Below are 14,906 nucleotides of genomic sequence, written 5' to 3'. Positions count from 1 at the left end.
TCAGCCGGGCGTACCGAACGGCCCTACTCCGCGTCCCCCGGAGGATCGCCATGCCATTACCCGCCATCCGTGCCCGCCTCGCGGCGCTCACCACCGCCGCCCTCACCGCGAGCGTCCTGACGGTCATCGCGCCGTCACCGGCGCTCGCCGCCACCACGTTCACCCCCGACGACTACTGCCTCGGCCAGTGCGCCGACATCCTGCCGCCCGGGCAGAACGGCAACGCCACGCTCGTGGCGATCCTCGCCCACCAGACGCTCGGCACCCGGCCCGCGCACTCCAGCGACCAGCTCGACGAGTACGCCAACCTGGTCTACAACTACGCCGGGCTGACCGACGAGCAGATCGCCCACTTCTACAACGACGCCTCGTTCGGCGTCCCCGACGCGCAGGTCGAGAGCAGGATCTCGCCACGCTCGGACGTCACCATCGTGCGGGACAAGGCCACCGGCGTCCCGCACATCACCGGCACCACCCGCGGCGGCACCATGTTCGGCGCCGGGTACGCCGGGGCCCAGGACCGGCTCTGGGTGATGGACCTGCTGCGGCACGTCGGCCGCGGCAACGTCAGCTCGTTCGCCGGTGGCGCCCCCGGCAACCGCGAGCTGGAGCAGAGCGTCTGGGCCAACTCGCCCTACACCGAGGCGGACCTCCAGGCCCAGGTGGACGCGCTGCGCCTCAAGGGCACCCGGGGCCAGCAGCTCTACACCGACGTGGCCGACTACATCGCCGGCATCAACGCCTACATCGACAAGTCGATCGCCGACGACAACTACCCCGGCGAGTACGTGCTCACCGGCGCCGGGAAGCCCAAGCACTTCACCATGACCGACCTGATCGCCACCGCCGGCGTCATCGGCGGGCTGTTCGGCGGAGGCGGCGGCAGCGAGGTCCGGTCCGCGCTGGTCCGGGTGGCCGCCCGCGCCAAGTACGGCCCGACCGAGGGCGACCGGGTCTGGGCGGCGTTCCGCTCGCAGAACGACCCGGAGACCGTGCTGACGCTGCACGACGGGCAGAGCTTCCCGTACGGCGCGACACCGCCCGGCGCCACCAGCGCGGTGCTGCCGGACGCGGGCACCGTGGTCGCCGAGCCGCTCGCGTACGACGCCACCGGCGGGGCCGCTGCCCGCACCGGCAGCAGCGCCGCCACCAAGGACCTGCTCGGCGGCCTGTCCACCCTGCGCACGCACGGCATGTCCAACGCGGTGGTGGTCTCCGGCCGGCACACCACCACCGGCAACCCGGTGGCCGTGTTCGGCCCGCAGACCGGCTACTTCGCCCCGCAGCTGCTCATGCTCCAGGAACTGCAGGGGCCGGGGATCAGCGCGCGCGGCGCCGCGTTCGCCGGGCTGAACCTCTACGTGCTGCTCGGCCGCGGGCAGGACTACGCGTGGAGCGCCACCTCCGCCTCCCAGGACCTGACCGACACGTACGCGGTGCCGCTGTGCACCACCGACGGCACCGCGCCGACGCTGCGTTCCAACCGCTACCTCTACCGCGGGCAGTGCGTGGCCATGGAGGTGCTGGAGAAGCGCAACTCGTGGTCGCCGACGCTCGCCGACTCCACCCCGGCCGGCGCGTACACGCTGCGCGCGCTGCGCACCAAGTACGGGCTGGTCGCCTACCGGGGCATGGTGAACGGGCAGCCGACCGCGTTCACGAAGCTGCGCTCCACCTACCGGCACGAGGCCGACTCGGCGATCGGCTTCCAGGCGTTCAACGACCCGGCGGCGATGGGCAGCGCGGCGGCGTTCCAGGCGTCCGCCGCGAACGTCGGGTACGCGTTCAACTGGTTCTACGTCAACTCGACCGAGGCGGCGTACTACAACTCCGGCGCGAACCCGGTCCGCCCGGCCACGCTCGACCCGAACCTGCCGGCCAAGGCCGAGCCGGCGTACGAGTGGGTCGGCTGGAACCCGGACACCAACGACGCCACCTACGCACCGGCGTCGGCCCACCCGCAGTCGGTCAACCAGGACTACTACGTCAGCTGGAACAACAAGCAGGCGCGGGACTTCGGCGCGGCCGACGGCAACTTCAGCTACGGCGCGGTGCACCGCGGTCAACTGCTCGACGGCCCGGTGAAGGCCGCCATCGCCCAGCGCAAGCTCAGCCGCGCCGACGTCGTCCGGATCACCGCCGAGGCGGGAGTCACCGACCTGCGTGGCCAGCAGGTCCTCGGCGAACTGCTGCGGGTGCTGGACAGCACGCCGGTCACCGACCCGGCGCTCGCCGCCGCGGTGACCAAGCTGCGGGCCTGGCAGCAGGCCGGGTCCCGCCGGGTGGAGACGTCACCAGGCTCGAAGGTCTACCAGCACGCCGACGCCATCCGGATCTTCGACGCCTGGTGGCCGCTGCTGGCGGCGGCGCAGTTCCGGCCCGGCCTCGGCCCCGACCTGTACGGCGCGCTGGTCGACGCGCTGCAGGTCAACGAGTCGCCCTCGGGCGGGCAGAACGCGGCGCGCGACGGCAGCGTGAGCTGGGCGTCGCAGGGCCAGGCGCACAAGGGCTCGGCGTTCCAGTACGGCTGGTGGGGCTACGTCGACAAGGACCTGCGCGCGGTGCTCGGCGACCCGGTGGCCGGCGGGCTCGGGCGCACGTACTGCGGCAACGGCAACCTGGGCGCGTGCCGGCAGGCGCTGCTGGACACGCTCGGCCAGGCCACCGCCGCCCCGGCGGCCACCGTCTACCCGGGTGACTCGTCCTGCGGTGCCGGGGACCAGTGGTGCGCCGACGCGATCGCCCAGTCCGGGCTCGGCGGCATCACCCACCCGTTGATCGGCTGGCAGAACCGGCCCACGTACCAGCAGGTCGTGTCGTTCCCGGCGCGCCGGGGCGACACGGTGACCAACCTGGCGCAGGGCCGTACCGCCACCGCGTCCAGCACGCAGTTCCTGACCAGCAACACCCCGGCCAAGGCGGTCGACGGCAGCCTCGGCACCCGGTGGGCCAGCAGCTACAACGACAACCAGTGGCTGCGGGTCGACCTCGGCTCGGCCCGGACGATCAGCCGGGCGGTGCTGCGGTGGGAGGCCGCGTACGCCACCGGCTACCGGATCGAGGTCTCCGCTGACGGCAACTCCTGGCAGCCGGTGTTCAGCACCACCACCGGCAACGGCGGCGTCGACAACGTGACGTTCGCCCCGGTCAGCGCCCGCTACGTGCGGATGTACGGCGTCACCCGGGCGACCTCGTACGGCTTCTCGCTCTACGAGTTCGAGGTCTACGGACGGTGAGGCGCACGCGGCCGGCCGGCGGGAGCCATCCGCCGGCCGGTCGCGTGCGTCCGGGCAGGTCAGCCGTACCTGTTCGAACATGTGTGCGAGGATGGCGGGGTGTCGAGCGAGGCCACCATCCTGCACGCCGACCTGGACGCGTTCTACGCCTCGGTCGAGCAGCGCGACGACCCCCGGCTGCGCGGCCGGCCGGTGATCGTCGGCGGCGGCGTGGTGCTCGCGTGCAGCTACGAGGCCAAGGCCCGGGGCGTGCGCAGCGCCATGGGCGGCCGGCAGGCGCGGCGGCTCTGCCCGGACGCGATCGTGGTGCCGCCCCGGATGGCCGCGTACACGGCCGCCAGCCGGGCGGTGTTCGAGATCTTCCGGGACACCACCCCGCTGGTCGAAGGGCTCAGCATCGACGAGGCGTTCCTCGACGTGGGCGGGCTGCGGCGGCTCGCCGGAACGCCGGCCGCCGTCGCGGCCACGCTGCGGGAGCGGGTACGCCGCGAGGTCGGCCTGCCGATCACCGTCGGCGTGGCCCGGACGAAGTTCCTGGCGAAGGTCGCCAGCGGCGTGGCCAAGCCGGACGGGCTGCTGGTGGTCGAGCCGGAGCGGGAACTGGCGTTCCTGCACCCGCTGCCGGTGGAGCGGCTGTGGGGCGTCGGCCCGGTCACCGCCGCCCGGCTGCGCGAACGCGGCATCCGTACCGTCGGGCAGGTGGCACGGCTGGACGAGCCGGCGCTGGTGTCGCTGCTCGGCGCGGGCGCCGGCCGGCACCTGCACGCCCTGGCGCACAACCGCGACCCCCGGGCGGTGCAGGTGGGCCGCCGCCGCTCCTCGATGGGCGCGCAGCACGCGCTGGGGCGCGGCCCGCACTCCCCCGCCGAGCTGGACGCGGTGCTGGCCGGTCTGGTCGACCGGGTGACCGGGCGGATGCGCGCGGCCCGGCGCACCGGCCGCACGGTGACGCTGCGGCTGCGTTTCGCCGACTACACGCGGGTCACCCGGTCGCACACGCTCGACGAGCCGACCGCGCAGACCGCGCCGCTGCGCGACGCCGCCCGTGACCTGCTGGGCGCCGCGCTGCCGCAGATCGCGCTGCGCGGCGTCACGCTGCTCGGCGTCTCGGTGGCAAACCTCGGCGGCGGGCACACCCAGCTGGCCCTGCCGTTCACCGCCGACCCGGGTCCGGCGCTGGACGCCGCCGTCGACGCGGTACGCGACCGCTTCGGATCACGGGCGCTGACCCGTGGGGTGCTGCTCGGCCGCGACCCGGGCGTCGAGATGCCCCGGCTGCCGGACTGACCGCTCCGCCTCCTCCCCCGGTAGGAGGCGCGCTCCGACCCGGGGTCACGGACGCGGCCTGCGGACGGGCGCGCGGGTCCCGGTCCGCCACCAGCATCTACAGGCATGACTACCGTGCGGAACCGGGCGGCCGGATGGCACCGCCCCCTGATGCTCCTCGTGTCCGCGATGGCGGTGCTCACCGTCGTCGCCGCGGTCGGCGTCGCTGCCGACCCGCGCGTGCTGACCGGCGCGCCCATCTGGGCCAAGCCGCTGAAGTTCGCGATCTCGTTCGTGCTCTACGGCGTCACGCTGGCCTGGATGCTGTCCCTGCTGCCGTGCCGCAGCCGGGCCGCCGAGCGGGCGGCCACACTCATCGTGGCCATGGCGGTGCTGGAGATGACGATCATCGTGGGCCAGGTGCTGCGCGGCACCGCGAGCCACTTCAACGGCGCCACGACACTGGACGCGATGCTGTACAGCGTCATGGGCGCGGCGATCACCGTGCTGTTCGCCGCCCAGCTCGTGCTGGCGGTCGTGCTGTCCCGCCGGTCGCTCGCGGACCGCGCCGGCGGATACGCGGTACGGCTCGGCCTCGCCGTGTCCCTGCTCGGCATGGTCGTCGCGTTCCCGATGGTCATGCGGCAGCCCGCCGGAGCGCCGGCCGGGATCAGCGGCGCGCACAGCGTCGGGGTGCCCGACGGCGGTCCCGGGCTGCCGCTGCTCGGCTGGAGCACCACCGGCGGCGACCTGCGCGTCGGGCACTTCGTCGGGATGCACGCGCTGCAGGCGCTGCCGCTGCTGGCGATCCTGCTCGACCGGTTCCTCGGCCGGCGGCTGGACGGGCTGACCCGGGCCCGGCTGGTGCTCGTCGGCGGGGCCGCGTACGCGGGACTCACGCTGCTGGTGACCGCCCAGGCCCTGCGCGGGCAGCCGCTGCTCGCCCCGGACGCGCTCACGCTCGCCGCGGCGGGAGTGCTGGTGGCGGCCACGGCAACCGCCTCCGCGCTGGTGCTGGCGCGCCGGGCCCGCCGCGCCGGGGTGGTGCTCGTCGGATGACCGGGATCCTGTTCGACCTGACGTTCCTGCTCGCCGCCCCGTTCTGGACGCTGATGATCCTCGCGCCGCGCTGGTCCTGGACCGCCCGGATCGTCGGCTCACCGCTGATCGTCGCGCCGGTGCTGCTGGTCTACGCCGTCCTCGTGCTCCCGTCGCTCGGAACGGTGCTGCCGGTGGTGACAGCGCCCACCCTCGACGGTCTGCGGGACCTGCTCGGCACCGCAGACGGCGCGGCGGCGGCCTGGGCCCACATGATCGCCTTCGACCTGTTCGTCGGCCGGTGGATCTGGCAGGACGCGCGGGAGCGCGGGCTGCCGGCCCTGCTCACCGCTCCGGTGCTGCTGCTCACCGTCCTGCTCGGCCCGCTCGGGCTGGCCGTCCATCTCGGACTGCGCGCCGTCCGGCGGCGGCGAGCCAACGCGGTGGCCCCGGCCGCGCCGGTTGCCTAGGCTGACGCGGTGGGCTGGGTCGGTCGGCTGTTCGACGCACGCGACACGCTCGCGCGGATCCTGCTGCTGGATCTCAGCGGCATCGGCTACCTGGTCGTCGGCGTGCACGGACGCCCCGGGCCCACCGGAACGCAGTGGGCGCTGGCGGTCCCGGCGTTTCTCCTGGCGCTGTTGTGCCACCGCCGGCCGCTGCTGAACCTGCTCCTCCAGTCGGCGCTGCTCGCGGCGGCGTTCCCGCTGGTCGACGACGTGATGATCAACCAGGTCGGCGCGAGCTGGGCGCTGCTGGAGCTGACCATGCGGGCCACCCGGCCGCGCACGATCTGGCTCGGCGCCGGGCTGCTCGCCGCCGTCGACCTGACCAATTTGATCGGCGAACCGGTCCGCACAGCGCTGACCGGGCTGTTCGGGCTCGCCGTCACCGTCTGCCTGCCCCTGCTGCTCGGGCTGGTCGTGCGGACCACGAGGGAGCTGAGCCGGCAGGCCGAGGAGCGGGCCGAGGCGGACCGGCGCCGGCGCGAGTCGGAGAGCCGGGCGGCCCGCGCCGACGAGCGCGGCGCCATCGCCCGGGAACTGCACGACGTGCTCGCGCACCACGTCGCGTCGATGGTGCTGCGGGTCGGGGTGGCCCGGCACGTGCTGCCCGACCTGGACCCCCGGGTCGGCGCTGTGTTCGACGACGTGCACGCCACCGGCACGGCGGCGCTGACCGACCTGCGGCGGCTGGTGGCGGTGCTGCGTGACCCGGACGGCGTACGCGGCGACGCCGCCCTGACCGCGATCGAGCCGTCGGCGCTTCCGGCGGCGCTCGGCGCGGCGGTGGACCGGGCCCGGCAGGCGGGCGTCGTGGTGGAGGCCGACGTCGACCCGGCTGTCGGCGCGCTCGACGCGGTACGCGGCCAGGCGGTGCTGCGACTGACCCAGGAGGCGTTGACGAACGTGGCGAAACACGCGGGCGCGGCGGCGCGGGCGCAGCTGACCGTGTCGGTCGAGGACGGCGCGGTGCACTGGGCGGTGTCCGACGACGGGCGGGGCGCGGCGCCGGCCGGGGTGCCCTCCGGCGGCGGCCACGGCATCGTCGGCATGCGGGAACGGGTGGAGGTGCTCGGCGGTCGGCTGGAGGCCGGGCCCACCGGGTCCGGCTGGCGGGTACGGACCGTGCTGCCGGCGGCCGGGCCCGCCCCCGACACGCCCCGCCCCCGCGCGGGCACGCCGGAGCCGGCGTGATCCGGGTGCTGCTGGTCGACGACCAGCACCTCATCCGGGCCGGTCTGCGGATGCTCTGCGACGCCCAGCCCGACCTCGACGTGGTCGGCGAGGCCGACAACGGCCGGGACGCGATCGCCCTCGCCGCCCGGCTGCGGCCCGACGTGGTGGTGATGGACCTGCGGATGCCCGGCGTCGACGGCATCACCGCGACCAGCCGGATCCTCGCCGACCGGCCCGCCACCCGGATCATGGTGCTCACCACGTTCGGCGACGACGACCACCTCTACCCGGCGCTGACCGCCGGCGCCTGCGGCTTCCTGCTCAAGGACGCGCCCCCGGCCGACCTGCTGGACGGCATCCGCCGCGCCGCCGCCGGGGACAGCCCGTTCAGCCCGGAGATCCTGCGCCGGCTGGTCGAACGCGCGGTGCACGCCCGCGCCGGCGCGCCCCGGCGCGCGGCCGAGCTGACCGCCCGCGAGCGGGACGTGCTGGACCTGGTGGCCGACGGACTGTCGAACACCGAGATCGCCGACCGGCTGCACATCGGCGTGACCACGGTGAAGACGCACATCACCAGCCTGATGACGAAGACCGGCAGCCCCAACCGGGTACGCCTGGCGCTGTGGGCGCGCGGCGGCTGAGCGGCTCACTCCTCGATCGCGCCGCCCACGGCGCGCAGGTGCGCCCGGAACGTCAGCGCCGGGTCGGCCGCGCGGGCCGTCAGGTAGGCGGCGAAGCCGACCTGCGACCGCAGCGACTCGCCGGCCCGGATCCGGTCGGCCTGCCGCCGCTCGGTGTCCCGGATGGACTCGGCCAGGTCGAACAGGTCCCCGGCCCGGTCGGCGGGCACGAACAGCACGCCGTCGTCGTCGGCCAGGGCCAGGTCCCGCGGGCCGACGGTGAACGACCCGACCCGGGCGTGCTCCAGCGCCCCGTCCGGGCGCGGGTCCAGCTCCAGCGGCCCGCTCGGGGTGGCGCCGAGGCTGAACACCGGCAGCCCGACCGCCACCAGGTCGGCGGTGTCGCGGTGCGCGCCCCACACCACCAGGCCGGCCAGCCTGGCGGCCCGCGCCTCCAGCACCACCAGGTCGCCGACGCAGGCCCGGTCGGTGCGCCCTCCGTCGTCGATGACGAGCACGTCCCCCTCGGCGGCCCGCTCGATCGCCTCGAGGAAGACGTCCACGCTGCCGACGTGCCGGGCCGGGCGGACCGGCCCGGCGAGCCGCCGCCCGGGCAGCACCGGGCGTACGGCGGCCGGAGCGCACCGGACCTCGACGCCGGCGCGCAGGCAGGCGTCGGCGACGTGAGCGGTGGTCAGCGCGGCGAACCGCGCGACCAGGGCGGCGTGACGGGTGTCCATGGGCCGACGCTAACGAGCCGGACCGGCCGGGGCAGGTGCCAGTTGCCGCCCGGTGGCCTTCGGCGGCGCTCAGCCGACGCGGGTCGGCGGGCGGAACATGTCCGGGCGCCGACCGGGCACGCCCCGCCCGGCCACCCGGCGCCGGACCGGCCGGCTCATCCGGGCCCGGATCGGCGGGCGCGCTTCGGCCTCGCCCGCGCCGGCGGCCCGGCGCACGCTGCCGTTGGCGTCCTCGGCCCGGCAGCCGGTGGCCCGCAGCAGCTCGCTCTGCGCGGTCCGCAGGTCGCTGATCATCGCTTCGCCGTAGGTGCGCACCCCCTGCGACCACGCGCGTCCGGCCAGCTCCGCGCCCTCCCGCACCAACTCCCGGGTGCGTTCCAGGTCCTCGTCGTCGCCGCCGCGGCAGGCCCGGTTCAGCTCCCGCGTGGCCGCGCCGAGGCGGACCACCGCGTCCGGCAGCGCGGGCGGGATCGGCTCGTCGTACTGCAACGCGGTGGCGGAGCGCCGGGCGATCGACCGGGCGTAGAGCACCAGCCGTTCCAGGTGCTGCGTCGCCTCGGCGTACCTGTGGAACTGGGCCCGGCGGCGCCAGCGGACGGGCGCGATGGTCACCACCTCCTCGGCCCCGCTGAGCGCGTCGTTGAGCCGCCCGATGTCCGGCTCGAGTCCGCGCAGGTCCTCCAACGCGCGCTGAGCCTCGTCGGCGTCGCGCCGGGTCAGCGCGTGCGCGACGGCGTCGAGTTGCGCGGTGAGCCCGGCGGTCACCGGCTCCACCGCCTTGCCCAGCACCCGGATCGGGTTGACCGGCAGCAGCAGCGCCACCACGAACAGGCCGACCAGCCCACCCACCAGCGCGTCGAAGAGCCGGGGCAGCTCCAGACCGGGCTGCACCGGCGCGAGCGTGGCGATCAGCACCGCCGTACCACCGGCCTGGCCGACCAGCGCGCCGCCGCGCCCGGCCACCAGCAGCGCGGTGGCGATGGCGAGCGTGACCACCAGGCCGGTCTGCCAGGAGCCGCTGCCGAGCAGGGCGCGCAGCAGGTCACCGACCACGATGCCGAGGCCCACGCCGATGAGCAGTTCGAACGTGCGCCGGGCCCGCTGGCCGATCGCGGTGGCGATGGTGCCGACCGCGGCGGCCGGGGCGAAGACGTGCCCGCCGGAGCCGAGCAGCCACTGGGCGAGCAGCGCGGCGAGCGCCGCGGCCAGCCCGGCCTGCGCGGAGATCACCACGGTGATCTCCAGTTGGCGCATCCGGTTCCGGCTGGCCATGCCGCCCTCGGCACGGGCCCGGGCGAGGGCGCTGCCGCCCCGCTCGACCACCCGGTCCAGGGGCGAGCGGACGGTGTCGCGAGGGCGGTCGGCCATGTCGCCGGTTACCCGCCCCCGTGCCGGTGAATCGTCCGCCCGGCCCGGCCGGCGCCCGGATCAGCGCCCGAAGGTGCGGTCGAGCAGGTCGAACAACGCGGCCCAGTGCCGCTTCGTGGCCTGCTCGTCGTACATCGGCGTGTCCGACTGGGTGTAGCCGTGGCGGGCGCCGGGATAGACCTCGGAGCGGTAGGTGACACCGGCCGCGTCCAGCGCCTTCTCCAGCACGGCGATCTGCTCGGCGGTCATCGACGGGTCGGCGTCGGCGTGCCCGAAGTAGAGCTCGCCGGTCACCGCGCCGAGGCCCAGGTGCGGGCTGTCCGGCGCGTCGGTGACCACCCGCCCGGCGTGGAACGCGGCCGCCGCGGCGATCCGGTCCGGCAGCGCCTCGATCGCGCGCAGCGCGTTCATGCCGCCCATGCAGTACCCGGTGATCGCCGCCGGACCCGGCGCGACGTCCGGCTGGGCGGCGAGGAAGTCCAGGTAGGCGGCGGTGTCCCGGGCCACCGTCTCCGGCGTCAGCGCGGCCATCATCGGCCCGATGCTCTCGAACAGGGCGCCGCGGCGGCTGTCGTCGGCGAGCGCGCCGAGGTCGATCAGCGGGGCGCGTCCGGCGCGGTAAAACAGGTTGGGCGCCAGCACGACGTATCCGCGCTCGGCGATCGTCGCGGCCATCTCCGCCACCCGGGGCCGCAGCCCGAAGGCGTCCATGAACAGCAGGACGGGCGGGAAGGGGCCACCGGAGTCCGGCCGCGCCAGGTAGGCGTCCGCCGTTCCGTCGGGGGTGGGCACGTCCACGGTCGTCGGCTGCACTGTCGGGGCCTCCTTGCTGCGGGTTCCGGGCTGCACGCTACCCCCGGCCCGGCGGCGCCGGCGCCTCGGGCTCGCGACCCGTTTGCCGACGTCCAGCGTGGGAATCCGGCAATCCCAGCGGAGGAAGGCGGCGAGATGGACCAGGATCAGTTCATCGGCGCGGTGGCCCGGCGGTGCGGCGCGTCCGCGGAGCAGGCCACGGCGATCACCCGGGCGACGTTGACGACGCTGGCCGAGCGGATCGACGGCGGGGAGGCCCGCGACCTTGCCGACCAGCTGCCCGAGGCGCTGCGGGCCTACGCGTTCGGCCCGGCCGAGGCGGCCGAGCCGTTCGGGCTCGACGTGTTCGTGGAGCGGGTCAGCGGACGCGCCGACGTGGACGTGGACGCCGCCCGCGACGGCATCACGGCGGTGTTCGACGTGCTGCGCGACGCCGTCGACCCGGCCGCGTACACCCAGGTCGTCACGCAGCTTCCCGCCGAGTACGGCGACGTGGCCGACCAGAGCGCCCCGTACGTGCGGCGCACCGCGTGAGCGAGGACGCGCTGCGCCGCCCGCCCGAGGCCGACGCGCAGGAACAGCGGCAGGACGAGACGCTCGTCGGGCCACCCGACACGGTAGACAGGGCGGTGCCCGAGGCGAGCGAGGCGGACCTGGCCGAGCAGGGCGTGCTGCGCCCGCCGAGCGACCGCGCCGGCCTGGGCGAGTCGGTACGCGACGATCTGACCGCCTCCGACGCGGTGGAGCAGAACACGGAGATCCCGCTGCCCGACGAGGAGCACTGGGCCTGACCGGCTCAGTGGTCCGGGCTGTCCGCCCGGGCCATCAGCCGCAGCGCGTTCGGGTCCAGACCGATCCGGACCGGGGTCTGCCCGTACGGCTCGCCGTCGACCTCGATGCGGGCCGGCCGGTCGGTGTCCAGCCACAGCTGGCGTACCGCCAGGAACGGCTCGTCGCCGAGCGTGCGGCGGTGGCCGGCCGCCGCGTTGCGCGCCGTCTCGCGCAGCAGCCCGCGCCGGGTCGGCCCACCCACCGGGTACGCGACCAGCAGCCGGTCGTCGGCGGTGGCGTCGGCGGTGATCGGGCGGCCGGCGTGGAAACCGCCGTTTGCCACGTACACCTGATGGGTGGTGAACGTGTGCTCGCGTCCCTCGGCGCGGACCGTCACGCGCAGCGGCCGGTGCCGGGCCAGCAGACCCAGCCCGGTCATCGGGTACGCGAGCCGCCCGGCGGCCCGCTTCAGCCCCGGCGGCGCGGCCTGCATGATGTCGGCGGACAGCCCGATCCCGACGTGGTTGGTGAACCGGGTGTCGCCGATCAGGCCCAGGTCGACGTCGATCACCTTGCCGTCGGTGAGCACCGCGATCGCGGCGTCCAGGTCGAGCGGCACGCCGACGGTGCGGGCGAAGTTGTTGGTGGTGCCCAGCGGCAGCAGACCCAGCGCGACGTCCCGGTGGGCGAGCAGCCGGGCGGCCGCGCCGACGGTGCCGTCGCCGCCGCCGGTGACCAGCAGGTCCGGCTCGAGGTCGGCGGCCTCGGCGAGCACCCGGTCCAGTTCGCCGGGCCGGTCCACCGGGTACGCGCCGAGCAGCGTGAACCCGGCCGCGCGCAGGCGTGCGTGGACGGTGTCGTAGAGCCGCCGGCCACGGCGGGAGTGGGCGTTGACCACCAGCGCCGCCCGCCGTCGTCCCCGGATCGCCGTGGTCAGCTCCTGCTTGCTCCGCACGGTTGCGACAGTAGCCGCCCCGCCCGGCAGCGGTCCGGTCGCGCTGCCGACGTGGACGGCATCGGTTACCGTCGCGACGGCCGTGATCGTCGATCTTCGAGAGTGGATGTCCCGATGAATCAGCCGGCAACACCGCAGGCGCCAGCGCCCCAGCACACCCAGCCGAACCGCCCGGCGCAGACCCTGATCGGGCTGGCGCTGATCGTCCCGGCCGTGATCGCCTGGGTCTGGTCGTACGTCCTGCCCACCCTGTCCACAGTGGCCCGCAGCTTCCAGGGTGACGGGCCGCGCGGCTCGGGCGAGTCGGCCGGTACGGCGAACTACGAGGCCGCCCTCACCTCCGGCTTCGCCGGGCAGGTCGGGTTCGCGGTGCTGCTCGCCCTGATCCCGCTGGCGGTGGCGCTGCTCGCCGCGCCGCTGCTCGCCGTCCTCGCCGACCGGGCCGGCCGGGTGGCCCGCCTGGTCACCCGGGGCGTGCTGGCGCTGCCGCTCGCCGCGTACGCGCCGGTCGCGGTGTACCTCGGCCGGCGCGCCGAGGGCATCGAGGACGGCACCCTCACCCAGGATCTGCAGTCCCCCCGGACGTTCCTCGTCTCGGCGCTGGCACAGGTGACGTTCGGGCTGGTCGTCGCGGTGGCCGCGACGCTGTACCTGAGCGCCCTGCGCCGGCGGGACCCCGACCAGCGGCCCGCGCCCGCCATGCTGACTGTCGGCGGGCTGCTCGGCCTGGGCGTCCTCGCCGCCGCCCTGCAGACCTACACCGCCCCGGTGATCCTGACCGGCGGCGGGCCGCGCGGCGAATCCACTGCGACGCCGGTGTTCACCGCCGTGCAGACCACCTTCCGGACGATGCGCTTCGGTGTCGGGTCCGCCACGTCGACGCTGCTGCTGGTGCTGCTCGGGCTGCTCGGGATGGCCGCGGTGACGCTCATCCTGGCCACCCGGCTGCGCATCGAGTTCGACGGCTGGCGGGACGGCCCGGCCGTCCGGGAGGCGGAGTCCTTCACCGGCCGCCGGCCGCTGCTCGTCGGGCTGACCGCTGTCGCGCTCGTCGTCGTCCTCGGCGTGACCGTCTGGGCGTCGCTGCCGTGGCTGCGGAACTTCTCCGCCGACACCGGGCCCCTGCCCAAGGGGGTCGAGACGGCGAACCTGTTCGCCAACACCTGGGTGCCGCCGCTGCTGTCCACACTCGTTGCGGTGACGGTCGCGGCGCTGGCCGGGTTCGGGATCGGCGCGCTGCGCCCGCTGGGGCGCTGGAGCGAGCTGCTGCTGGTGCCGTTCGCGCCGTGGTTGTTCGCCGGCGCCGGCCCGCTGGCCATCGCCAATTTCGAACGCACGACGGAGCGCGAACAGCTGGGCCTGTTCCTCGGCCTGGTGCCGCCGACCTGGCTGTCGGTGCCCGCGCTGTTCGCGTTCACGCTGCTGTTCCGGGGCCAGCACGAGCGGTGGCGTTCCGGCGGCGGCGCCGGCCGTACGCTGCTGCTGCCGGCGCTGCCGATGCTGGCCGTGACCGCGTTGCCGACCTGGCTGGCACACGCCCAGTCGCCGTTGTGGTCGATGCTCGTGGGCCGGGGCCCGGACAGCCTCACCGCTCCCGCGCTGGTGCAGATGATCGCCGGCCGCGCCTTCGGCGCCGGGGGCGAGCTTCCGCTGGGCCTGGTCCTGCCGCTGCCCATGCTGATCCTGTTCGTGGTGTTGTTCGTCGCGCTCATGGTCGGCTACCTGGATCGGCTCGCCGTCCGGGTGGGGTGGCGCGGCGGCCCGGACACGCCGCCTACCGGGGCGCGCGAGCCTGCCGCCAAGGTCACCGCATAGGGAAACCCCCGATTACCGGCGGTGACGTCGCGCCTAGCGTCGCAGGCATGGCAACTGACGCGCTCACACCGGCCCGGACCGCCCGTCTCCACCGCGCCCGCCTGGCGCTGCCCCTGGTGCTGCTCGCCCTGCTCGCGCCGGCCGGGTGCGACTCCGGCGGCGACGTGCTCGACGGAGGCGCGGCCGACACCGTGGCGGGCGAGGACGGCGGCGACACCGACGCGGGCGCGGTGGACGACGTGCGGCCGCCGTGCCCGTTCACCGCCGCCCAGGTCTCCGAACTGGTCGACCGGAAGCTGCGCGACGAGGGCAACTGCTCGTTCGGCGACGGCATCGCCCAGCTGGCGGTCACCACGGCCTCGGCCACCGCCGGCAAGGCCACCTACGACTACCAGCACGAGCAGGCCGGCCAGCAGTACGAGAAGGTCGTCGACCTGGACCGGGGCGAGCGGGGCTACCTCGCGGTCAAGGACGTGCGCGGCGAGGCGGTGCTGATCGACGGCAAGGGCACGTACACGGTGACGATCAGCAGCTTCGGCGGCGGCACCGCCGGCAACGAGCAGATCCTGCGCCGCACGCTCGACGCGATCCCGGCCTGAGCGGGG

At 75.2% G+C, this 14,906-nt stretch carries 14 protein-coding genes; 10 read left to right on the top strand and 4 right to left on the bottom strand.

The features are described from left to right. Nucleotides 1–50 precede the first annotated feature (50 nt). From KBX43_RS02440 to KBX43_RS02415, 6 genes are all read left to right on the top strand, one after another. Nucleotides 51–3,236, top strand: a complete 3,186-nt coding sequence (locus tag KBX43_RS02440) for a penicillin acylase family protein (protein WP_210882737.1) — start codon at nucleotides 51–53, stop codon at nucleotides 3,234–3,236. A gap of 99 nt (nucleotides 3,237–3,335) precedes the next feature. Then, nucleotides 3,336–4,523 (top strand): DNA polymerase IV, encoded by a 1,188-nt coding sequence (gene dinB / locus KBX43_RS02435; RefSeq protein WP_187694226.1) that lies wholly within the window; start codon nucleotides 3,336–3,338, stop codon nucleotides 4,521–4,523. Nucleotides 4,524–4,628: 105 nt separating this feature from the next. Beyond that, nucleotides 4,629–5,561, top strand: coding sequence for a hypothetical protein (locus KBX43_RS02430; RefSeq protein WP_210882727.1), 933 nt, complete (start codon nucleotides 4,629–4,631; stop codon nucleotides 5,559–5,561). After that, nucleotides 5,558–6,010: an ABA4-like family protein gene (locus tag KBX43_RS02425; protein WP_210882725.1), complete on the top strand. Its 453-nt coding sequence runs from the start codon at nucleotides 5,558–5,560 to the stop codon at nucleotides 6,008–6,010. Before KBX43_RS02430 ends, KBX43_RS02425 begins: the two co-directional genes overlap by 4 nt. 9 nt (nucleotides 6,011–6,019) lie before the next feature. Continuing rightward, nucleotides 6,020–7,237, top strand: a complete 1,218-nt coding sequence (locus KBX43_RS02420; RefSeq protein ID WP_210882723.1) for a sensor histidine kinase — start codon at nucleotides 6,020–6,022, stop codon at nucleotides 7,235–7,237. Continuing rightward, complete coding sequence (locus KBX43_RS02415) at nucleotides 7,234–7,860, top strand: response regulator transcription factor (protein WP_043323860.1); 627 nt, start codon at nucleotides 7,234–7,236, stop codon at nucleotides 7,858–7,860. The genes KBX43_RS02420 and KBX43_RS02415 overlap by 4 nt, the downstream gene beginning before the upstream one ends. Before the next feature lie 5 nt (nucleotides 7,861–7,865). Here the strand turns inward: KBX43_RS02415 and KBX43_RS02410 are convergent, their stop codons facing one another. The 3 genes from KBX43_RS02410 to KBX43_RS02400 all read right to left on the bottom strand — a co-directional run bounded on the left by KBX43_RS02410 (nucleotide 7,866) and on the right by KBX43_RS02400 (nucleotide 10,760). Beyond that, nucleotides 7,866–8,579 carry an RraA family protein gene (locus tag KBX43_RS02410; RefSeq protein ID WP_210882721.1) on the bottom strand — a complete coding sequence of 238 codons (714 nt, stop codon included), beginning with the start codon at nucleotides 8,577–8,579 and terminating at the stop codon, nucleotides 7,866–7,868. 69 nt (nucleotides 8,580–8,648) lie between these two features. After that, entirely contained in the window at nucleotides 8,649–9,947 is a 1,299-nt protein-coding gene (locus KBX43_RS02405; protein WP_064445874.1) for an aromatic acid exporter family protein, read from the bottom strand. A gap of 60 nt (nucleotides 9,948–10,007) precedes the next feature. Next, nucleotides 10,008–10,760, bottom strand: coding sequence for a dienelactone hydrolase family protein (locus KBX43_RS02400; RefSeq protein ID WP_140946562.1), 753 nt, complete (start codon nucleotides 10,758–10,760; stop codon nucleotides 10,008–10,010). Nucleotides 10,761–10,895: 135 nt separating this feature from the next. Between KBX43_RS02400 and KBX43_RS02395 the strand changes: the two genes are divergently transcribed. Next, nucleotides 10,896–11,294: a DUF2267 domain-containing protein gene (locus KBX43_RS02395; RefSeq protein ID WP_064445872.1), complete on the top strand. Its 399-nt coding sequence runs from the start codon at nucleotides 10,896–10,898 to the stop codon at nucleotides 11,292–11,294. After that, nucleotides 11,291–11,551 carry a hypothetical protein gene (locus KBX43_RS02390; protein ID WP_043323854.1) on the top strand — a complete coding sequence of 87 codons (261 nt, stop codon included), beginning with the start codon at nucleotides 11,291–11,293 and terminating at the stop codon, nucleotides 11,549–11,551. Before KBX43_RS02395 ends, KBX43_RS02390 begins: the two co-directional genes overlap by 4 nt. 5 nt (nucleotides 11,552–11,556) lie before the next feature. Here KBX43_RS02390 and KBX43_RS02385 read toward each other — a convergent pair whose 3' ends face one another. Further along, nucleotides 11,557–12,486: a diacylglycerol kinase family protein gene (locus KBX43_RS02385; protein WP_187693582.1), complete on the bottom strand. Its 930-nt coding sequence runs from the start codon at nucleotides 12,484–12,486 to the stop codon at nucleotides 11,557–11,559. A 114-nt stretch (nucleotides 12,487–12,600) separates the two neighbouring features. Here KBX43_RS02385 and KBX43_RS02380 point away from each other — a divergent pair, with 114 nt between their 5' ends. Together KBX43_RS02380 and KBX43_RS02375 are read left to right on the top strand one after the other, a co-directional pair. After that, complete coding sequence (locus KBX43_RS02380) at nucleotides 12,601–14,301, top strand: sugar ABC transporter permease (protein ID WP_247677079.1); 1,701 nt, start codon at nucleotides 12,601–12,603, stop codon at nucleotides 14,299–14,301. A gap of 47 nt (nucleotides 14,302–14,348) precedes the next feature. Beyond that, on the top strand, nucleotides 14,349–14,900 hold the full coding sequence (locus tag KBX43_RS02375; protein WP_104114162.1) for a hypothetical protein: 552 nt from the start codon (nucleotides 14,349–14,351) through the stop codon (nucleotides 14,898–14,900). Nucleotides 14,901–14,906: the final 6 nt, after the last annotated feature.

The organism is Micromonospora sp. C41, assembly GCF_018070485.1.
Taxonomy (GTDB): Bacteria; Actinomycetota; Actinomycetes; order Mycobacteriales; family Micromonosporaceae; genus Micromonospora; species Micromonospora chalcea.
This window is presented reverse-complemented; position numbering and strand designations above follow the sequence as displayed.

Bases quoted from the DNA above. Each gene is read 5' to 3' on its own strand.
- KBX43_RS02440 (WP_210882737.1), top strand. From the start codon at position 51: ATGCCATTACCCGCCATCCGTGCCCGCCTCGCGGCGCTCACCACCGCC.
- KBX43_RS02430 (WP_210882727.1), top strand. From the start codon at position 4,629: ATGACTACCGTGCGGAACCGGGCGGCCGGATGGCACCGCCCCCTGATG.
- KBX43_RS02425 (WP_210882725.1), top strand. From the start codon at position 5,558: ATGACCGGGATCCTGTTCGACCTGACGTTCCTGCTCGCCGCCCCGTTC.
- KBX43_RS02410 (WP_210882721.1), bottom strand. From the start codon at position 8,579: ATGGACACCCGTCACGCCGCCCTGGTCGCGCGGTTCGCCGCGCTGACC.
- KBX43_RS02405 (WP_064445874.1), bottom strand. From the start codon at position 9,947: ATGGCCGACCGCCCTCGCGACACCGTCCGCTCGCCCCTGGACCGGGTG.
- KBX43_RS02395 (WP_064445872.1), top strand. From the start codon at position 10,896: ATGGACCAGGATCAGTTCATCGGCGCGGTGGCCCGGCGGTGCGGCGCG.
- KBX43_RS02380 (WP_247677079.1), top strand. From the start codon at position 12,601: ATGAATCAGCCGGCAACACCGCAGGCGCCAGCGCCCCAGCACACCCAG.
- KBX43_RS02375 (WP_104114162.1), top strand. From the start codon at position 14,349: ATGGCAACTGACGCGCTCACACCGGCCCGGACCGCCCGTCTCCACCGC.